This window comes from Caldithrix sp. (assembly GCF_056497305.1).
The window spans coordinates 40,067-61,001 of sequence record NZ_JBSMDE010000163.1 but is presented as its reverse complement, the minus strand read 5'-3'; the positions used below and the strand labels follow the sequence as shown (position 1 = coordinate 61,001).

15 protein-coding genes, 5 tRNA genes and 1 other RNA gene are annotated in these 20,935 nt (G+C 46.8%); 11 read left to right on the top strand and 10 right to left on the bottom strand.

The window, feature by feature from the left end; all coding sequences use genetic code 11:
- Positions 1 to 694 precede the first annotated feature (694 nt).
- From ACWB0I_RS13820 to rpsA, 10 genes are all read right to left on the bottom strand, one after another.
- Positions 695 to 780 (bottom strand) — tRNA-Leu (locus tag ACWB0I_RS13820).
- Between the two features lie 241 nt (positions 781 to 1,021).
- Positions 1,022 to 1,094 (bottom strand) — tRNA-Cys (locus tag ACWB0I_RS13815).
- Positions 1,095 to 1,201: 107 nt separating this feature from the next.
- Positions 1,202 to 1,266 (bottom strand) — tRNA-OTHER (locus ACWB0I_RS13810).
- Between the two features lie 105 nt (positions 1,267 to 1,371).
- Positions 1,372 to 1,436 (bottom strand) — tRNA-OTHER (locus ACWB0I_RS13805).
- A 97-nt stretch (positions 1,437 to 1,533) separates the two neighbouring features.
- Positions 1,534 to 1,606, bottom strand: a tRNA-Gly gene (locus ACWB0I_RS13800).
- A gap of 55 nt (positions 1,607 to 1,661) precedes the next feature.
- Complete coding sequence (locus ACWB0I_RS13795; RefSeq protein ID WP_479388656.1) at positions 1,662 to 1,796, bottom strand: hypothetical protein; 135 nt, start codon at positions 1,794 to 1,796, stop codon at positions 1,662 to 1,664.
- A gap of 3 nt (positions 1,797 to 1,799) precedes the next feature.
- Positions 1,800 to 2,170: a transfer-messenger RNA gene (ssrA, locus tag ACWB0I_RS13790) on the bottom strand.
- A gap of 379 nt (positions 2,171 to 2,549) precedes the next feature.
- Positions 2,550 to 3,326: a TIGR01458 family HAD-type hydrolase gene (locus tag ACWB0I_RS13785; protein WP_479388655.1), complete on the bottom strand. Its 777-nt coding sequence runs from the start codon at positions 3,324 to 3,326 to the stop codon at positions 2,550 to 2,552.
- Positions 3,320 to 4,783 carry a glycogen synthase gene (locus tag ACWB0I_RS13780; RefSeq protein WP_479388654.1) on the bottom strand — a complete coding sequence of 488 codons (1,464 nt, stop codon included), beginning with the start codon at positions 4,781 to 4,783 and terminating at the stop codon, positions 3,320 to 3,322. The genes ACWB0I_RS13785 and ACWB0I_RS13780 overlap by 7 nt, the downstream gene beginning before the upstream one ends.
- A 218-nt stretch (positions 4,784 to 5,001) precedes the next feature.
- Entirely contained in the window at positions 5,002 to 7,101 is a 2,100-nt protein-coding gene (gene rpsA / locus ACWB0I_RS13775) for a 30S ribosomal protein S1 (RefSeq protein WP_479388653.1), read from the bottom strand.
- 937 nt (positions 7,102 to 8,038) lie between these two features.
- On the opposite strand from rpsA, the gene ACWB0I_RS13770 reads away from it, so the two are divergent.
- From ACWB0I_RS13770 to murC, 11 genes are all read left to right on the top strand, one after another.
- Entirely contained in the window at positions 8,039 to 8,518 is a 480-nt protein-coding gene (locus ACWB0I_RS13770; RefSeq protein WP_479388652.1) for a division/cell wall cluster transcriptional repressor MraZ, read from the top strand.
- A complete protein-coding gene (gene rsmH / locus ACWB0I_RS13765) occupies positions 8,511 to 9,443 on the top strand; it encodes a 16S rRNA (cytosine(1402)-N(4))-methyltransferase RsmH (protein ID WP_479388651.1) in 933 nt (310 codons plus the stop codon). Before ACWB0I_RS13770 ends, rsmH begins: the two co-directional genes overlap by 8 nt.
- Positions 9,440 to 9,817, top strand: a complete 378-nt coding sequence (locus tag ACWB0I_RS13760) for a hypothetical protein (protein ID WP_479388650.1) — start codon at positions 9,440 to 9,442, stop codon at positions 9,815 to 9,817. The genes rsmH and ACWB0I_RS13760 overlap by 4 nt, the downstream gene beginning before the upstream one ends.
- A 17-nt stretch (positions 9,818 to 9,834) precedes the next feature.
- Entirely contained in the window at positions 9,835 to 11,883 is a 2,049-nt protein-coding gene (locus ACWB0I_RS13755; protein ID WP_479388649.1) for a penicillin-binding transpeptidase domain-containing protein, read from the top strand.
- A gap of 64 nt (positions 11,884 to 11,947) precedes the next feature.
- Positions 11,948 to 13,414, top strand: coding sequence for a UDP-N-acetylmuramoyl-L-alanyl-D-glutamate--2,6-diaminopimelate ligase (locus ACWB0I_RS13750; protein WP_479388648.1), 1,467 nt, complete (start codon positions 11,948 to 11,950; stop codon positions 13,412 to 13,414).
- Positions 13,407 to 14,759: a UDP-N-acetylmuramoyl-tripeptide--D-alanyl-D-alanine ligase gene (locus ACWB0I_RS13745; RefSeq protein WP_479388647.1), complete on the top strand. Its 1,353-nt coding sequence runs from the start codon at positions 13,407 to 13,409 to the stop codon at positions 14,757 to 14,759. Before ACWB0I_RS13750 ends, ACWB0I_RS13745 begins: the two co-directional genes overlap by 8 nt.
- A 16-nt stretch (positions 14,760 to 14,775) precedes the next feature.
- Positions 14,776 to 15,879, top strand: a complete 1,104-nt coding sequence (mraY, locus tag ACWB0I_RS13740) for a phospho-N-acetylmuramoyl-pentapeptide-transferase (RefSeq protein WP_479388646.1) — start codon at positions 14,776 to 14,778, stop codon at positions 15,877 to 15,879.
- A gap of 13 nt (positions 15,880 to 15,892) precedes the next feature.
- Entirely contained in the window at positions 15,893 to 17,245 is a 1,353-nt protein-coding gene (murD, locus tag ACWB0I_RS13735) for a UDP-N-acetylmuramoyl-L-alanine--D-glutamate ligase (RefSeq protein WP_479388645.1), read from the top strand.
- On the top strand, positions 17,242 to 18,402 hold the full coding sequence (gene ftsW / locus ACWB0I_RS13730) for a putative lipid II flippase FtsW (protein ID WP_479388644.1): 1,161 nt from the start codon (positions 17,242 to 17,244) through the stop codon (positions 18,400 to 18,402). Before murD ends, ftsW begins: the two co-directional genes overlap by 4 nt.
- A complete protein-coding gene (gene murG, locus ACWB0I_RS13725; protein ID WP_479388643.1) occupies positions 18,402 to 19,535 on the top strand; it encodes an undecaprenyldiphospho-muramoylpentapeptide beta-N-acetylglucosaminyltransferase in 1,134 nt (377 codons plus the stop codon). Before ftsW ends, murG begins: the two co-directional genes overlap by 1 nt.
- Positions 19,532 to 20,902 carry a UDP-N-acetylmuramate--L-alanine ligase gene (murC, locus tag ACWB0I_RS13720; protein WP_479388642.1) on the top strand — a complete coding sequence of 457 codons (1,371 nt, stop codon included), beginning with the start codon at positions 19,532 to 19,534 and terminating at the stop codon, positions 20,900 to 20,902. The genes murG and murC overlap by 4 nt, the downstream gene beginning before the upstream one ends.
- Positions 20,903 to 20,935 lie beyond the last annotated feature (33 nt).

The following is a 20,935-nucleotide window of genomic DNA, read 5'->3' as shown; positions in this document are numbered from 1 at the left end:
ATATATCCCCACACAAATGAATTTCAACTTGGGACAAATGCTTTGTTTTTGATCTTTGTTTATTAGATCAATGTTGCACTATAGCAGATGGCATATTCTGCAAATACACTTTTGATTTATGCGACAACTAAAAAAAGTATGGAAAACAGAATACCTTACCTTATTTTTAATCCAGATAAGGAGTTAATATTAAGAAGTTGTCCTGCCTCCCCAAAATACAAGAGATAACAGTAAAGCGCATTGCTTATCCTGTCCAATTATTTCTATTATTAGAAAAAACAAAATTCTCTTGTAACAAATATATCTTTTATCTCAATGTTATGACAATTGTTGTTTTCAGGGTGCTCTCTGTTTTAATGGAAAGAAACAAGTTCACAGTCCTGGCCAAAGTCATCATTATCAGACCGTGATTTGAAATAAAAATTGATTGATGTAGTCGTGGTGATTTACATGCAAAAAGAAAAAACGCATCATTCCTAATTTGAACACTTCTATTTGAACCAAGATGCAAGGGCACCACCGATCTGAATTGACAGCTTTAAGATTTAAAAGAAGGTAATTAAAAAGATTTGTCAAATGCAAATTAAATTATTTTGCAACTTGGTTTTCTACTGTTTCATCCCTATAAATTCTCACTATACACTAATAAAAAAAGGCTTACAGAAAATCCTTTTTCCTGGAAGCCTTTTTTTAGTGCCGAGGGCGGGACTTGAACCCGCACGGCTCAAAAGAGCCAAGGGATTTTAAGTCCCTTGTGTCTGCCAGTTCCACCACCTCGGCACATTTAAACCATTCTAAACATAAAAAAAGCGATGGCCGGATTCGAACCGCTAAGCTGGATTGCAAACTTCTCCCTTTGCCATCTCTCAACGTTTACCGAACAATTGTAAAAGAACAGCTCGGTACTTTTTTCGAGGCGACGGCCGGATTCGTCCCGCTAAGCGGGATTGCAAACCTCTCCCTTTGCCATCTCTCAATGTTTGCCAGACAATTGTAAAAGAACAGCTCGGTACTTTTTTCGAGGCGACGGCCGGATTCGAACCGGCGAATCGAGGTTTTGCAGACCTCTCCCTTAGCCACTTGGGTACGTCGCCTTTTCATTTAAAAACAAATCCCGACAAGCTACTCGTTACACCAGGTAAATTCAATCACTGTACTCTTTTTTCAATGAACAACGCTTAATAATAAAAAAAGAGCGAAAGACGGGACTCGAACCCGCGACCCCAACCTTGGTCCCGAGGATCGGGATGCTCTACCAACTGAGCTTGTAGAAAAAAAACTAATCCCGATCATCTACGCGTCTCGTCCGAGAAGCTTCGAACAACCTTCTTTTTTCAATGAACAACGCTTAATAATAAAAAAAGAGCGAAAGACGGGACTCGAACCCGCGACCCCAACCTTGGTCCCGAGGATCGGGATGCTCTACCAACTGAGCTTGTAGAAAAAAACTAATCCCGATCATCTACGCGTCTCGTCCGAGAAGCTTCGAACAACCTTCTTTTTTCAATGAACAACGCTTAATAATAAAAAAAGAGCGAGAGACGGGACTCGAACCCGCGACCCCAACCTTGGCAAGGTTGTGCTCTACCAACTGAGCTACTCTCGCTTTCATTTTTAAGAGAGACAATTTTACAAAATCCTGATTTTTAAGTCAAATTTTTTTAGCGGTAATGGTCTTTAATTTTATCCTTCAAACGCCTTTGAGAGGCATTCAAACGCTGTCCCTGTTTGCGACTGACAAATAAAAAGAAGATGAATCCCGCTACCAAAATGACTAAAAAAATAATTTCCATCATAATTAGTGGAGACGCCGGGAGTCGAACCCGGGTCCGGACATGGACCAGTATGAACCTCTACAACCATAGCTGGTTGATTGTTCTCATCTGCTGACTGGACAACCAGCAAACCTGTTAGCAGACCAGCCCGGTTATTGTAGGTGTCGATGGCCACCAGGCCGAGCCATCTTCACCATCCACCCAAAACGGCGCTGGCTTCACCCCCGGTGGATTAGAGGCGAAGCAGCGTGGCAGCATTAATTATGCTGCCATTGCGTAATCATAGTCGGCATTTATTTTTGCCTGACCTTTTTCCTCCCTTACGGGACGGGTGTGGTCAAACCCGGGTTGCAGTTCATACCCTTCTCATGCCCGTCGAATCCAGAATCGTCCCCATATTTTTTAGATTACAAAAACAAGAGAAGGTGACCTTGTGAAGGCCGGGGGAAAGCCTTTTTTTTACAAGGGGGGAAGTCACCTTCTCTGTTTTTGTGAAATTTAATACTTGTTCTCTGCTTCTGCAAATGTTTTATTTCAAGACCGTTTAATATACACAGAAAATTTTCTTTTGTTCCATTTTTCAAAAATGCGAATCAAATCTTCCGGTTGCATTTCCAGTTATTATTGCCAGCCTCTACTCCCTATGCAGGCTGAATTGACTTCCAGGAATAGACATTGAAGGCAGATCCGGCCTCTTCCATGTTTTCGTCTGTTCTACAAGATTTGCTGTTGTGACCTGCACAGGTAACACCCACAATATTAAAAAAACAAATATTAAAGAAATTTTTCCAAAAATTCCGGTAATTCGGCAATAGAAGATAAGATAAATTCGGGTTTTATTGAAGCACGATCTAAATCGACCTGTCTGAATTTACCGGTTTTTACCAGGCAGGTATGCATTCCAAATTGCGAAGCGCCCCCAATATCGGATTCGATGTCATCCCCTATCATCGCCACCTGATCCGCCGGACGATTCAGATGTTTCAAAGCCAGGGCAAAAAAGTCAGGAGAAGGTTTTCCAATAATCCGGGCCTGAATATTAGCCGCATACTCCAATAAAGCCACAAAGGCCCCGGCATCCACACAATAGCCCTGATCACTCAGCCAGAACCGATTCTTTTGCAGGGCTATTAATTGGGCTCCATTCATCAAACAATTAAAGGCCTTATTGATTTTTTCCAGAGAGAAATCATTGCCCAGGTCCCCCACCACTACAAATTGGACGTCCTGTTCAGCCTGCTCAATTCCTTCAAACTCCTTCTTTCCATCTTCGGTCAGCAATAAAAACGAGCGATTCGTTTCAAATTGACGAACATATTGAGCGGCAGCAAAGGCAGCCGAAAAAATGCTGTCTTGCTTTACGACAATTCCCATTGAAGCTAATTTTTGAACCAGAGATGCTCGGTGGCGCATGGTCGTATTCGTGATAAAGCAAAAAGGGATTCTTTTCTCTTGCAACCAGTTAATGGCCTCCCTGGCTCCGGAGATGGGCTGCGTATCATTGTAAATCACACCATCCAGATCAATCAACAATCCCGTTATGTTCACCACGCAGACCCTCCTGTTAGATTTGCATACAGCTTTTCATACTCTGTAATTTGTTTTTCCCAGGAAAAATCTTTTCGCATGCCATTTTTCATGATTTTTCGCCAGGCCTTTCGTTCCGGAAATGTGGTTAACGCGTATTCCACAGCCCAGCGCAAGCCTTCGGGCGTGTAATGGTCAAACACAAAGCCATCACCGGTTTGGGTTTTCCAGTCGTAAAGGGTAACTGTATCGGCCAGCCCCCCTGTTTTGCGTACCACAGGAACAGTACCATATTTTAAGCTGTAAATTTGATTTAAACCGCACGGCTCGTAAAGTGAGGGCATCAAAAAGATGTCTGCACCGGCTTCAATGAGATGGGAAAGCGGATAATCATAGCCCTGAAAGAATGTTACCTGTTTGGGAAATGTGTTTTGCAAGGAATAGAAGAACTGTTCATACCGCGCCTCCCCGCTCCCCAAAACAACCAGGCTTACCTCAAAACGCGTTAAAGTATCGGGTAATACCGCCATAAGTAAATCCATCCCCTTTTGCTGCACCAGCCTGCTGATGATGGCCAGCAAAGGTCGGTTCAACCACTTTTTCTGCAAGCCCGCTTTTTGAAGCAACACTTCCTTGTTTTTCTTTTTACCGGACAATTTTTTAATTGAATAATGGTAGGGGATCTGACGGTCTGTTTCCGGATTCCATTCCTGATAATCCACGCCATTCAAAATTCCAACCAGATCATGCGACCGTTTTCTCAACAAACCATCCAATGCGGCGCCATATTCCGCAGTTTGAATCTCGCGGGCATAGGTGGGACTGACCGTGGTCAATTTATCGGCATGTAACAGACCGTTTTTTAAAAAATTAATGGAGCCATTGTACAGATCGTGGCTATCGAATAGAAAATAATAATCATTAAGGCCCAAATCATTGATCGCATCCGCAGGGAAAATACCCTGATAGCCAATATTGTGGATGGTGAGTACTGTTTTTGTTGATTTAAACATTCCACTGCCGGCGTAAATTGATTTCAGATAAATAGGTAAAAGCGCTGTGTGCCAGTCATTGATGTGAAAGATTTGTGGAACCCAGTTGAGCGTTTTACACAACTCCGGAGCCGACCGGGTTAACACGGCAAATCGCACATGTTCGTCCGCATCCAAGGTGTAAACTTTGCCCCGATTGTACAACTCCGGGCAATGGACAAAATACACTTCGGCTCTGGCACCTGGCAGGGTGGCCTTAAAAAAAGAAATTTTAAACCGACGCGATCCCATTTCAATTTGAACTCCTCTACCAGATTTTAAAGGAGTTATTTTGTATTTTTTGGGGTCGATGAAATCGTACAGTGGCATGAGCAGTCGAATGCGGTGGCCATTTCGGCTTAAATATTTTCCCAGGGCCCCACTCACATCACCCAAACCGCCCATTTTAGCAAACGGCGCTATTTCAGCTGAAACCAGACAAATATCCAATGCATCTTACTCCGTGTAATCTCTAACCGTGGTCAATAGTGTATTTATTTTTCGGATTAAAAGCAATATTTACCTGTCAGGCTTCGACCTCTTTTTCTGCTATGGTGACCAGCCAACATGGTAGTAATGCAATTAACTAATTGGATGGTAAAGAATAACAAAAAAGGCCACTCCGTGTAAACACAGAATGGCCTTAATCATGGATTTACAAATCGCAGCTACTTTTTATCCGCTTCCTCTTCTTTTTCTTCGGACGGTTCCGTTTCTGCTTCGCTCTTCTTCGCTTCTTCTACTTTCCCTTTGGTTGCGCCTTTTTCTTCCTGAGCTTCTTCGGCTTCGGTCTTTTCTTCTTCTTTAGTTTGTGGTTCCTCTTCCTTTACCTTTTCTACCTTTTCCGCTTCTTTCTCTTCTTCCTTAACCTCAGCCTTTGGCTTTTCTTTTTCCGCTGCTTTCTTTTTCTTATCTTCTTTGCTCTCCGTCTTTCCAATGGGTCGGGCTTTAATCATCTCTTCAATGGTTGTTCCAGGAATACCCTGTTTGGCAAGATATTCTTCGTACTCTTTGCGTTCTCTGTCGCGGAAGAAATTGACTACGGAAAGAACGATTTTTTTGTTGTCTTTGTCAAATTCGATGACTTTGGCCTGAATTTCTGCACCTTCCTCATAAACCTCTGCCGGCTTTTTCCCTTTGGGAGTTGGAATGTGCTGATTGGGAATAAATCCTTCCACACCGTGCGGCAGAGTAACCACCACGCCTTTATCTACAAAACGGGCAATTTTACCGGTTACTTCAGAACCTTCTTTGTACACATCTTCAAATTCATCCCAGGGATTGGGCTCAACCTGCTTATGGCCCAGAGCAATTCTACGTTCTTCACGATTAATTCCCAGCACTTTAACTTCAATTTCTTCGTTCTTTTTGACCACTTCACTGGGATGCTGGATCTTACGCGTCCACGACAGATCGGAGATGTGCACCAGTCCATCTATGCCTTCTTCCAATTCAACAAAAACGCCAAATTGCGTAATGTTACGAACAATCCCTTTGTGGATGGAGCCAACCGGATAACGCTCTTCGATGTTTTCCCAGGGATCGGGTTCCAACTGTTTTAAGCCTAACGAAATCTTCTTTTGTTCTGGTTCGACATTAAGCACTACCGCCTCTACTTCCTGGCCTACGGTCAAAATCTGGCTGGGGTGTTTAATGTGTTGCGACCAGGACATCTCTGAGATGTGGATGAGCCCCTCAATGCCTTTTTCCAGCTCGACAAATGCGCCATAATCGGTAATGCTGACCACACGTCCCTTAACAATCGTGTTAACCGGATATTTCTTTTCCACGTCATCCCAGGGATGGGGTTGTAATTGTTTAAGTCCCAGAGAGATGCGGTCTTTATTCTCGTTGTAATCGAGAACCATCACTTCCAGTTCCTGGTCTAATTTAACCAGTTCAGAAGGATGGTTGACCCGTCCCCAGCTCAGGTCGGTGATGTGCAGTAAACCGTCTACACCTCCCAGATCAATGAACACACCAAAATCGGTAATATTCTTGACAATACCTTTACGTACCTGTCCTTTTTCCAGAGTTTCAAGAATTTCTTTGCGTTTGCCTTCCAGCTCTTTTTCAATAAGGACACGGGAGGAAACGACGATATTTTTTCGTGCACGGTTCACTTTAACAATCTTAAAGTTCATCTGCTTGCCTATTAACGCATCAAAATCGCGGATCGGCTTTACATCGATCTGTGAACCGGGCAAGAATGCGTCAACTCCCATTAAATTTACGACCATACCGCCTTTGATCCGGCGTGTAATGGTTCCGGGAATAACTTCATCGTTTTCATATTTTTCGAGTAATCGTTCCCAGTTCTTGATAAAATCAGCGCGACGTCGTGAAAGGGCAACCATGCCTTCGCCGTTGTCCAATTCATCGACATAAACTTCTATTTCATCGCCAACGTTTAATTCTTCAATATTATCAAATTCTTCTTTGGGAATGATGCCTTCCGATTTGAAGCCGACATCAACAATAACATCATTATCGGTAATGGATAAAACGCGTCCTGTAACAACCTCACCCTCTTTTAATTCATCCAGAGTCTGGTTGTACAGTTTGGTCAATGTTTCCATTTCTGCAGGAGAATATTCAGTCTCCTCTTTTAAATCTTCTAATTTAACAACTTCTTCCTGGAATTGATCTTCGGTTTGTGTGGCCGTGTTTGGTTGATCATCTGATTTAGTTGTTTGATTAGCCATCTCCTCAGTGGATGTTTCTTGAGATGGGTTTGGGGTTGTGGTTTCTTTTTTTTCTTCAGTCATAAAAGTTCTTACCTCCGTTAATAGTTGTTCTGGCCAATGGGCCGTTCTTTTTAATAAAGCTATCGAATTTAATATTGAATGACTGCAAATTCAAAATTTTTTTATGTAAGCGCCATCTACATCAGGCGGCTTAGAATACTTCTCTTAAAAGATCTATTCCCGCCATGGCGGGATGCGAAAATTTTTATGTTGTATGAGAAAGTAAAAAGGTTGAGTTGTTGAGTTGTTTAATTGTTGAATGGTCTGGCGGGCCCGTCCTCAAAAATCGGGATTTGGAATGACGCTCGGCACGAAGCCTCACTGATGTCATTTCGACCGATGCGCGGAGCGAAAGCGACGTACAGAGCGGAGAAATCTTTCTTCATACTTACCAAACGTCTCGAGCTGAAGCTCAAGTTACGTTGCGCCTGCGAATGGTCTGCAATTGTAAGAGATTCTTCCTCCCGATGAATTGAGATTAAGAATGACACTCATCACCATTTAACTATTCAACCATTCAACTAATTAACTATTACACTCTTAACTCTTACACACATGCACTTTTCCACGCTTATGTCTGCCAGTAGAGGTCTCGAGCTGAAGCTCGAGTTAAGTCTGAAACGGGAAGAAGAAGGGCATGCCAGCACAGGACTTCACCGTCTGGGCAAAACTTGCCCCTTCGCAAAATAATTCGTAATTGAATAATCAGGTTCTGTGCTTCTGCCTCTCGATTGGGCCGCTAAAATTCCCGCTGAATTGGTATTATTCCGTGACGCTCCCTTAATACGTGAATTTAATGGAATTCAGCTGCCAAACCAGTAGGAAACGCAGGTATTAAAAAAATAAAAAAAAGTGTTAAATATTCTTGCATTTTGACCGAAATAGTGTTATCATTGAGTGGAGGGAAAATCCATAAAATTGCACAAAGTGGTGAAAAATCCCAAGAAAGTATTTTTAAATGGTTTCGCAGGACTTTGCAGGTGAATATTCCTGTCAATTGGACAGCAAAAATCGCGTGAGCATCCCTTCTGGTATTCGTAAGATGTTTCTGCCAGAAGCACAAAACACCATTGTTTTTGTGCCTGGTTTTGAAATGAAAAACGTTTACGCCTATCCTTACAATGAATGGCAAAAGCTCACTAAAAAACTTCGCGCTTTAAACCCTCTTGATGATGATGTCCGCGAATTTGTGCGCAAATTTGTAGGAGTAGCTCACTATGCAACCATGGATGGACAGGGAAGAGTGATGATTCCGGATCGGATTTTAAAGATGGCCCGTATTGACAAAGAGAGCAAAGAGATGCTGCTTATCGGTACATTGGAGAAATTTGAAATCTGGAATCCCGAAATTTATGAGGAGCATAGATCAGGCAAGAGTCTGACGGAACTGGCTCGCATTATGCAACAAAAAAGCAAAATATTCGACAACAGTGAATGATCAAAGCTACCATGTTCCGGTTTTAGCGGAACAGGTCTGTCAATTTTTGATTACCGATCCGCAAGGCGTTTACCTGGATGGTACGTTAGGAGGAGGCGGGCATGCAGAACGGATTCTGGAAAAACTTGATCCTCAGGCCATTTACATCGGTCTGGATCGCGACCCGGATGCCATAGACTTCAGCAAGAAACGGTTGGCCCGATTTAACAATGTCATTTTTTATCATGGAGTGTTTACCGAGATGGAAGCGGCCATGCAACTGGCAAATGTCGAACAACTGGATGGCGTACTGCTCGATCTGGGCATATCTAGCTTTCAGGTGGATCAGGAGAGGCGCGGTTTTACATTTAGAAGCGATGTGCCTCTGGATATGCGCATGGATCCTGTAAACCAGCGGCTTACGGCTCAGGACGTTCTCAACACTTATGCCTATCATGATCTGGTGCGTATTTTCAGGGAATACGGTGAAGAAGCGCGGGCTGTCTGCATTGCGCGTCAGATCGTGAAGAGTCGTGAGCAGGCGCCTATTGTCAGCAGCGGCCAGTTGCTCCGGCTGATTGATCGTTGCCTGGCTGGCAGGCATGCCAAAAAATCCTATGCCCGTATTTTCCAGGCTTTGCGCATCGAGGTAAACCGGGAATTGGACCTGCTGGCCAGCGTCCTGAACCTGAGCCTGAAGTACCTGAAGAAAGGCGGGCGTCTGGTGGTGATCAGTTACCATTCCCTGGAAGACCGCCTGGTCAAAACGTTTTTAAAAGAGCAGGAAAATCCCTGTATTTGCCCTCCGGAATTACCGGAATGTGTGTGCGGTCGTAAGCCGACCATGAAAACCATAAAGCCCAAACTCATCCGTCCGGATGAGCGGGAGGTTGTACAAAATCCCAGAGCAAGAAGTGCAAAAATGAGGGTAGGAGAAAAGCTATGAGCCGTAAGATAAAAACGAATGTAACCAACTGGTTCATCCACGTTCTTTTATTATTTGGCCTGGTCATGATGCTCAGTGTCAAATTGATGATTCACTTTAAGGTGGATTTGTTAATGCGTGATGTGCGTTTGCTGGAAAAGAAACGCGAACAGTTGATCAGCGAACGGGAGCGAATGATTAGCCAGGTCAATCGCTTACGCAATATCGACCGGATTACCCGGATTGCCGAAGAAAAATTGGGTTTAACCACAGACCCGGAGCCAACGCTTTCCATCCGCCTGGAGCATTTCAATAGAGTAGAAGATGTAAAGGAAAAATTTGCACAGCAACAGAATAAAAATGGCAAGAACTATCAGGTAGCCGGAATTAAATAATTTGGATGTTGTAAATTATGCGATACAGATGGTACCTGCTCATATCGGGGGTGACAATTTTCTGGTTGGTCTTATTGGCCAACTTTTTCCATTTACAGATCCAGCTCCATGACTATTTTAAAGCCATGGGAGCCAGGCAGTACTATCTGAAAATTCCCCTACACGCTCAACGCGGTCTGATTTACGACTGGGCCGGTAATCGCCTGGTGACCAATACTTTTCACTACGACCTGGCTGCCGATCCCAAACAGGTCAAAGATAAAAAACATCTGGCTGAGCTGTGTTCCCGTGTGTTTCATCAGAAGACTTCGTTTTTTCTGAACAAGTTGAATAAAAAGAGCCGTTTTGTTTACCTGGCGCGAAAAAAGACGCGGGAAGAAATTGCTCCTATTCTGGATTTTGATGATCCGGGCGTCATTAAGATTCCGGTTTTCAGAAGAAATTACATCTACGGTCAATACGCAGCTCAATTAATCGGTTTTACAGATCCGGATGACCGCGGTCTGGCCGGGTTGGAACGGCAATACGATGAGCAGTTGCGGGGTCAGGACGGACAGGCCATTCTACAGAAATCACCGGGCGGTCGATTGTTTTACAATCCAGAATTTCAGATTAAAGCGCCCAAAGACGGCAACCATCTCTATTTAACCATAGACAAAAACATTCAGACGGTGGTAGAAGAGGAGTTGCGCAGCGGCGTGGAAGAGGCCCGCGCCCGGGCCGGAATGTGTGTGGTAATGGATCCGCAGAACGGTCGGGTTCTGGCTATGGCCAATTACCCTTCTTTCGATCCTAACCGTCAGGAAGAATTTCCGGCTTTTTACAAACGGAATCGGGTCATTACGGATGTGTTTGAACCCGGTTCGACCATGAAAAGTTTTGCGGCCGCTGTGCTGTTGCAAACCAGATTACACAAACCACAGGACCTGGTTTTTTGTGAAAATGGCCGATTTCGTTATTACCGGAGTGTGTTTACGGATTCGCGGCCCCATGCCTGGATGACCTTTAAAAAGGTCGTCAGTCATTCGTCGAATATCGGCATGATCAAATTAACGGAAAATTTACCGGCCAATACGCTCTTCCGCTTTTTAAAAAGTTTTGGTTTTGGCAGCGAAACCGGCATCGAACTGCTGGGCGAATCAGGAGGCCTTCTGGAACAACCCAAAAGCTGGTCGGCCATTACCAAGGCTTCGGTGACTATCGGCTATGGCATTGGAGTTACTACCCTGCAGTTGGCCACAGCCTATTCCGCCCTGATCAATGGCGGTAAGCTGTATCGTCCTTTTGTGGTAGAAAAGATTGTCAGCCCGCAGGGTAAAACATTGCTGGAACACCAACCTCAGTTGATCCGGCAGGTCATTTCCGAAAGCGTAAGTCAGACGATTCGTGATTTTTTGCTGACAGTGGTGGAAGAGGGTACAGGCCTTAAAGCCAGATTGGAAGGCGTAAAAGTGGGTGGTAAAACAGGAACCGCTCGCAAAGTAAATCCACAGGGCGGCTATTTTAAAAACAAATACACGGCCTCCTTTGCCGGATTTGCACCTTACGAGGATCCCAAATATGTTTGCGTCGTGGTCATGGATGAACCTAAAACCTACTTTTACGGCGGACAGGTGGCTGCGCCGGTCTTCAAACGGATCATGCGCCGCATTCTCAATCTTCAGCCGGGCGAGCCGTCTACTCCGGAAGAGCCGCAGGAGCATCTTTTTTTGCAGCCAAACCGCGCCATTCCCGATCTGGCCGGCCTGGACAAAGAGTCGGCGATCCGCCTTCTACAAAGTAAAGGCGTGGACTACACATTGCAGGGCAGCGGCGCTTTGGTTCGGCTTTCCTATTTTAAAGATGATAGATGTGTGCTGGAATTGGGTGATTATTTACAGCAAAAGACCAGAATGCCGCGCTTGAGCGGTTTAACGCTGCGCGAAGCGTTGAGTTTGCTGGACCTGAGTAAAATCCGGTTAAAAATCGTTGGCGATCCCTCGGGCATTGTGTACCGGCAGAATGTCCGGCCGGGAGCAATGATCAAGCCGCAAACCAGATTGGTCTTAACCTGTGTGTCTCCTTAAAACAAAATGGGCTTTTTCTGGTTAAAATAGAAGATCATGAAATTTAAAAATCGATGAGGTGGCATTGGAACAAAAGCGTGTTAAGAGATTGAGCGAAGTGTTGAATGGTCTGGATTTGCCTCTGGCCCCGGATCTGGCCAATATGGAAATACGCGGGGTGCAATATGATTCACGTAAGGTGGAAAAGGGCGATCTGTTTGTGGCCATTCGCGGCTTTAAAACCGATGGACATAACTATTTGCCAAAGGCACTTCAGCAGGGGGCCGTGTGCGCCCTGGTGGAACGTACAGTGCCTGAGGTGCCTATCCCGCAGATTAAAGTAGCAAATTGTCGGACCCTTTTGCCTTTTGTGGCTCTAAATTTCTACCGGCCGGAAATTGAACAGTTAACGCTCATTGGCATTACAGGAACCAATGGCAAAACCACGACCAGCTATCTTGTGCAGTCTCTGTTGAATCAGGCGCAAAAACAGGCCGGCATTATCGGAACCATTCAATACATTGTGGGACGCAACAAAATCGATGCCTGGAACACCACTCCGGAATCGGTAGATGTTTGTCGCATGCTCTTTCAGATGCAGCAGGAACAGTTTAAAGCTGCTGTGCTGGAGGTCTCTTCGCACGCTCTGGCCTTGCATCGGGTTGATGGTTTGCGTTTTGATGTGGCCGTTTTTACCAATCTTTCCCGCGACCATTTAGACTTTCACAAAACCATGGAAGATTATTTTGAAACCAAGATGAAACTCTTCTCGCTGCTCTCGCCGCAGGGAACGGCTGTCATCAACATCGGCGATCCCTGGGGCAAAAAAGCAGTGGATCGTCTGGAGCAGACGGTGATTACCGTAAGTAGCACAGAAGCGGCCGATATTCAGGTGCTGGCTCAACATCTGGACATCAATGGCATCTGGTTGAAGATGCAGACGCCCTTTGGTGTTTTGGAGGTGCGTTCGCCGTTGCGCGGCCATTTTAATGTGCAAAACATCCTTTCCGCAGTGGGTAGCGGTCTGGCTCTGGGCTTAACCCTGGAAGATATTAAAGCCGGGGTAGAACAGCTTCAACGCGTGCCGGGACGCATGGAAGCCTATGAGATTAAACCGGGCGTTCAGGCGCTGATCGATTACGCCCACACGCCCGATTCCCTGGACAAGGCTTTACGCAGTTTGCAGCCCCTGGTCAAAGGACGTTTAATCGTAGTCTTCGGGGCCGGAGGCGATCGGGATCGGGGCAAGCGTCCCCTGATGGGCCACGTGGCGGAAAAACAGGCCGACGTGGTTTTTGTCACCTCAGACAATCCGCGCAGCGAAGATCCGCAAGCCATCATTGATGATATTTTGCAGGGCATGGAACATCCGGAGCGCTGCCAGGTGGTCGTCGATCGGCGTCAGGCCATTGAACAGGCTGTAAAGCAGGCCACGAGTGGCGATGTGATTTTAATCGCCGGCAAAGGACATGAAATGTACCAGGTTGTGAAGGGCGTTAAAATGCCTTTTGACGAAGTAGCCATCTTAAAGGAGGCGGCTCTACGTGAGTGAATTGCGTTTTAGTGATTTAAAAGAACTTCCAGGCGTTCAGTTCATGGATTGCGGCGATTTGCTGGCGCAGAATCCACACCTGCGACGCTTCAGGATCGATTCCCGCCAGATCGGAGGCAACGATGTGTTTGTGGCCATTGTAGGCGAAAAACATGACGCCCACGAATTCGTTCCTGCTGTAGCCTTAAGTGGGGCTCTGTGTGCCATTGTGCAGCGCCCGGTACAATGCAGCCAGACCTTTCCTCAGGTTCTGGTTTCCGATACTCTAAAGGCTTTACAACAACTGGCCGCCCTTAATCGCCGAAAATTTGAAGGCCCGGTCATTGGTCTAACCGGTTCCAATGGCAAGACCACCACCAAAGAGATGATGGCCCATATTTTGAGCGCCAGAAAGCAGGTGTTAAAGACGAGCGGTAATTTAAACAACCATATCGGCTGTCCTTTAACCTTGCTGCAATTGAAGAATCATTTCGATGTGGCCATTATTGAGATGGGCACCAACCATCCGGGAGAAATTGAGACTCTGGCGGGCATTGTAAAACCCGATGCCGCCCTGATCACCAATATTGGACCGGCACATCTGGAATTTTTTAAAAGCCTGGAAGGCGTGGCCAGAGAAAAACTGAGCCTGTTTCAAACCATGGAAGCAGGCGGCGTCGTTTTTGTTAACGGACAGGATCCCTACCTAAAGTCCTTCCGGCGGGACGATCTGAAAAAAGTGACCTTTGGTCTCGATGGGCCATGGGATGTGCAAGGACGGATTATTGATGTGAATGAGCAGGGGAATTACAGATTTGAATTGAATGAGAAAACAGTAATTCAACTACAGGTACCCGGCAAGCACAATGTGTTGAACGCCCTGGCTGCCGGTGCAGTGGCTCTTTTTTACGGACTGAGCGAAACAGAAATCGCGGAACGTTTGCAAAATTTTTCGGCTTTTGACAAACGCATGCAAATCCAGCAGAAATACGGATTACGCATCATCAACGACGCCTACAATGCCAATCCGCAGTCCATGTTCATGGCCTTCGAAACGTTACAGAAGATGGATCAGGGCTCCGATTTGTTTTTAATCCTGGGCGATATGCTGGAATTGGGTGAGCAGTCTGATTGGTGGCATCGCCAGGTTCTGGAGCGGGCGGCGCAGTTAAATCCGCGGGCCATTTTGTTAATGGGCGAGTCCATGCGGGCAGCGGCCAATGCCCTTAACCTGGATCGTGTGCAGCATTTTGAAAGCCATGAAGCTCTGGCCAGGGAACTTAAAAAACAGCTTGGCGCCCGAGCGCTGATTTTTATTAAAGGTTCCCGTGGGCTGGAAATGGAAAAAGTTTTGAATTTTATTTAATACAAAAGAGAGCGCCATGTTAGCAAAATTTCTCTATCAGTTTACCGAGTATTTTATTGGATTTAATGTCTTTCGCTACATTACAGTGCGGGCGGCCCTGGCGGCCATCACGGCGCTGATTCTTAGCTGGTGGATCGGTCCCAAGATCATCCGGCTTCTTAAAAAACACCAGATTGGGGAGGAGATCCGCATCGAAGGGCCCCAGTCGCATCAGGTTAAGCGCGGCACGCCCACCATGGGCGGACTCATCATGCTTTTTTCCATTGTGGCGGCCGTGTTGTTGTGGGCGAACATCAGCAACCTGTATCTGGTGCTCATCTTTTTGGCCACCATCATTATGGGCATTGTGGGTTTTATTGACGACTACATGAAATCGGTGCTTAAGATGAAAAAGGGGTTGATTGGTCGCTACAAATTATTGGGCCAGATCAGCGTTGGGTTGTTATTGGGTATGATTATCTATTTCCATCCCTTTTTTGATGGCATCCATTCCAACACCAGTGTGCCCTTTTTTAAAAATCTGGAAATCGATTTTGGCTGGTTTTACATCTTGTTTATTATTTTTGTTTTAACCGGTTCCTCCAATGCCGTTAATTTAACGGACGGACTGGATGGGCTGGCTACCGGTCTTTCGGCCATTGCCTTCATTGCCCTGGCGGGCATGGCCTATGTTACCAGTAACGTTAAGTTTTCGGATTATCTCAATATCATCTATTTGCCCGGAACCGAAGAGATCGCCGTTTTTTGCATGGCTGTATTTGGGGCTGCCATGGGCTTTTTGTGGTTCAATGCCTACCCGGCCGAAGTATTCATGGGCGATACAGGTTCGCTGGCCCTGGGAACGGCCATGGGGGCTGCGGCCATTTTACTAAAAAAAGAATTACTCCTCTTGTTGATTGCCGGAGTTTTCATTGTCGAAGCGCTATCGGTGATCATTCAAACCAGTTATTTCAAATACACCAAAAAGCGCTATGGACAGGGAAAGCGCGTTTTCAAGATGGCGCCCATTCATCACCATTTTGAACTAAAAGGCTGGCATGAAACAAAAGTCGTCATTCGTTTCTGGATTGTGGGAATTCTATTGGCCCTGTTGAGTTTGAGTACCTTTAAAACACAATAAACGCGAGGTGCAATTGGACAAACGGTTACCAATAAACGGTAAAAAGGCAACTATTTTAGGCGCAGCGCGCAGCGGTCTGGCCGCGGCCCGCCTGTTAAAACACAAAGGCTTTGAGGTCTTTGTCAGCGACCGGGCAGCAGCCGGACAAAAAGAAGAAGCCCTGCGTTTTTTACAGCGGGAACAGATCGCTCATGAATTTGGAGATCATTCCGAACGGGCTTTTCAGGCCGATTTTTGTGTGCTCAGCCCGGGCATCCCGGTCGCTTCGCCGGTGGTTCAGCAGATGCGTAAGCGTAACATTCCGGTGGTCTCCGAAATCGAAGTGGCCTTTTGGTTCTTCGCCGGAAAATTGATTGCGGTAACCGGTTCAAATGGCAAAACCACCACAACCACCCTGATCGGCGAAATGTTGAAGTGTCGGGACGGGCGGGCCATTGTAGCAGGCAACATCGGGCAGCCCTTTTCAGATTTTGTCGAAGAAAGCCAGAATGATACCTGGGGCGTGGTTGAGGTGAGCAGTTTCCAGCTGGAAACCATCGACACGTTTCACCCGCAGCAGGCGGTGTTGCTCAACTTTGCGCCCAATCATCTGGATCGCTACGCCAGCTATGAAGATTACATGGCAGCCAAATGGCGGATCACCAAAAATTTAACGGAGGAAGATCGCTTCATCTACAATGGCCACGACGCAGAAATTTTGAAACGCGTTGCGCACCTGAATTCCCAGAAAAGCGCTTTTCACATCGCCGGCGACCCACAAGCCGAAATCTATTTTAAAGATGGGGAAATTATTTTTCAAAACCGTCTCTTTTTGAAGACCGAAGAAATGGCCCTGCGCGGTTTGCACAATTACATGAATGCCATGGCAGCCATTTTGGCGGCCCATTACGCCGGGGTGGAGGAAGAAGACATCAGGCAGGTTTTGCGCCAGTTTAAAGGGGTGGAGCACCGTCTTGAATTTGTACGTGAAATAAATGGGATTCGTTTTATCAACGATTCCAAGGCCACAACTGTAGAATCGCTCTACTATGCGTTGCAAAGTTTTGATCAGCCCATTGTGTTGATTGCCGGGGGCAAGGACAAAGGCAGCGATTTTAGCCGATTGAATGAGCAGATTGCGCAAAAGGTAAAAGCGGTTGTACTGATTGGGTCTGCCACAGAAAAGATGCACCAGGCCTGGCAGGGGATTAAACCCCTTTTTAGAGCCAACACTTTGAAGGATGCGGTAAATCAGGCCTACCGGTTAGCGGAAACCGGCGATGTTGTGTTGCTGTCGCCGGCCTGCGCCAGTTTCGATATGTTCGATGATTTTGAAGATCGTGGACGGCAATTTAAGCAAATCGTAAACGAATTGAGGGAAGCATGAAGCGTCCGACTGTGGATTACCTTCTGGCCAGTCTGGCCACGATTTTATTGATCAGCGGTATGGTCATGGTCTTTAGCGCCAGTTCCATGTTTGCCAACTTCCGCTATCACTCATTGACCTATTTCTTTCAGAAACAGGTGCTCTGGGGATTTCTTTCGCTCTTTTTTATGATGGTCTTTTCCAAAGTGGATTACCGCTGGTTCAATCGCAATAGCCGGCCGTTGTGGCTGGTGGGGCTGAGCATCGTCTTGCTGGCCGGGTTATTTATTTTTGGTAGAAATGTAAACGGCGCGACGCGCTGGTACAACTTAAAAATCTTTAGATTTCAGCCCACAGAATTGGCCAAATTGAGTCTGATCATCTATGTGAGCTATTTCCTGGCTCATCGTGAACGGCAGCTCAAGCAGATTAAAAAAGGATTGCTGCCTGTAGCTCTTGTTGCCGGTTTTACGGCCCTGTTGATCATGATGCAACCAGACCTGAGTTCGGCTATGATGCTGCTTTTGATTGTGGGTACATTGCTGATTTTGAGTCCCATGCCCCTGAAGCACCTGGCAGCCGTTGCGGCGCCGGCCATACCGGTTGTTGTCTTTGTCATTTCCAGAAATGAATACCAGTGGAAACGTATTGTCGGTTGGTGGCAGGCCTTACACGATCCGGCGCAGGCCCCTTTTCAGTTGAAACAATCCTTAATCGGCATCGGGAATGGCGGCCTGTTTGGACAGGGACTGGGGCAAAGTAAACAGAAATTCATGTTTTTGTGGGATTCGCACACGGATTTCATTTTTTCGATCTTAGGCGAAGAGTGGGGCTTTGTTGGGGTAGCCGTTATTTTGTTGATCTTTTTGTTAATGTTTTACAAAGGAATTATTATTGCTCGGCGCGCCCCGGATAAATTTTCCACCTATCTGGCTGCCGGCATTACCATGAATATTACGCTGTACGCTTTTATTAATGCCGGGGTGGTCAGCGCCTTGTTACCAACTACAGGTTTACCCATGCCTTTTTTCAGTTATGGAGGATCGAATCTGCTGTTCCTCTCCATATCAGTGGGCATTTTGCTGAATATTTCGCGCCATGCGCGGCAGGACTCCTCGTGGATGAATCGCGTGGAAAAGCGCACCGAGTTAAACCATGTAATTATGACGGCGGACTGATGAAAGAGCCCTTACGCATAGCCATTGCCGGCGGCGGAACCGGCGGACATGTGTTTCCTGCCCTGAATTTGGGACAGGCCATGGAAGCAAGATGGCAGGCCAGTCTGTTGTTTTTTGGAACACAGCGTGGCATCGAAAGCCGAATTTTGCCGAAGATGGGCTACCGCCTGGAATATTTGCCGGTGCAGGGCTTTCAAAGACGGCTCTCTCCGAAAAATCTAACGTTTCCGCTTAATCTGCTGCGTAGTCTTCGAAAAAGCAAAAAGATTTTGCAAACATTCGAACCGCACCTGGTATTGGGCACCGGAGGGTACGTGATGGGCCCGGTGCTAAAAGCGGCAAAGAAGCTGGGCCTGCCGGTGGTCATCCAGGAACAGAACAGCTATCCGGGCATGACCACGCGTTTATTGGCCAGACAGGCAGACTATCTGTTCTTAGGCTACGAAGAAGCGCTGGAGTATTTGCCTGATGGTGTAAATGCCGTGGTGACCGGAAATCCGGTTCGGATGCAGGCGCTTCATGCTTCAAAAAGGGAGGCCAGGCAGGCATTGGGTATGCCGGCAGACCAGCCCCTGGTGGCCATCGTTGGCGGCAGTCAGGGGGCGCAGAGCATTAATCAGGCGGTTTTTCAACTTTTGCAGAACGATGCGCTTCGCAGCCAGGCTCAGTGGTTGTGGCAAACGGGACAACCACATTTTACATACTGGCAGGGCCGAGTTGAACAATCAAAGTTTGATCAGGTGCGTGTGCATCCGTTTGTTGAACAGATGGCTACGCTCTACCAGGCAGCAGATCTGGTGATTTGCCGGGCAGGGGCCATGACCCTTTCTGAACTGATGGCCATGGGCCTACCGGCCATATTGATTCCCTTTCCCTTTGCGGCCGGAAATCATCAGTACAAAAATGCCCTGGCCATTGCCCAAAAAGGAGCGGCGCTTGTCATTAAAGATGATGCGCAGATGGCGCAAAACCTGGCAGAACAGGTAAACCGTCTGTTAAAAGATCGACAAAAATTGGAACAGATGGCGCGGGCCATGAAACAATTGCACAAAAAAGACAGTATCGATCAGATGTTAACATTAATGGAACAACTACTCTGTGAACGGGGCCTGAACATTGGAGACAGGGCGTGAGTATTTTTAAACAGAAAAAAACGTTTCACTTTGTGGGGATTGGCGGTATTGGAATGAGCGGTCTGGCCGAAATTCTGTTGAACATGGGCCATCGCGTTTCCGGTTCTGATCGTCAGTTAAGTGAAATAACGGAATATCTGCAGGAGAAAGGTGCCCGGATTTTTGAAGGCCATGACGCTTCTCATGTGGCCGATGATGTGGATTACTTGATTTACAGTTCCGCGGTGCCGCAGAATAATCCTGAGTTGCGGGCCGGGCGTCGGAAAGGTGTGGCCCTGTTGAAACGGGCTCAGCTGTTAGGGCAGATTTTCAACCGGCATTTTGGCCTGGCCGTGGCCGGTACCCATGGCAAAACCACTACCACTTCCATGATCGGGCAGATTCTGCTGGCTGCCGGGTTGGATCCGACCATTGTCGTAGGCGGGCGTTTACACAACTTAATGACCAACGCCCGTCTGGGAAAGAGTAATTACATGGTAACCGAAGCCGATGAATACGACCGCTCCTTTTTGACGCTGTTTCCCAGGCTGGCGGTTATTACCAGTCTGGAGGCCGATCATCTGGACATTTATCACGACCTGGAAGATTTATGGCGCACCTTTTTCCAATTTGCCAATCAGGTCAGCTTTGACGGCCTGGTGGTAGCCTGCGCCGAAGACGACAATGTGCGTCGCCTATTGCCGGAAATACATCCCACAACCATTACGTACGGGATTGAGGCAGAGGCGCAGTTCAGAGCGCGGATTGTACAAATACAGGCCTGGCAAACCACATTCGAAGTATTCAAGGATGATCGCTTGCTTAGCCGGGTGACATTGCAGGTACCCGGGCGACACAATGTTCTGAATGCCCTGGCTGCTTACGTAGTGGGGCATGAGCTGGAAATCGCGCCATCTGTTTTGGAGCGGGCGCTGGCTGAATTTAAAGGCGTGCAACGGCGTTTTGATATTCTGGCTGAAAAAGATGGCATTCTGGTAGTGGATGACTACGCCCATCACCCCACCGAAGTGGCCGTCACGCTTCAGGCGGCGCGGCAAGGCGGGCCTAAAAGAGTGATTGCCGTTTTTCAACCGCACCTCTTTTCGCGCACCAGAGATTTTTACAAAGAATTTGCCCGGGCGCTGAAGGCAGCGGATCTGGTGATTGTCAATCGCATCTACCCGGCGCGTGAAGAGCCCATTCCTGGCGTAAGCGGCGCGTTAATCAGCGATCAACTGGGCGACAAGGCTCTTTACATCGAGCAGGAAGAGGCCTTAATCGAATATTTGCAAAAAACGGTACAGCCCGATGATGTGGTACTATTCCTGGGCGCTGGAGACATTCATTACACGGCCCAGAAGTTTGCCCAAATTGTGTTAAGGCGTTGAAGAAGATGAACAAAAGAAAAAAGAAGTAAACAA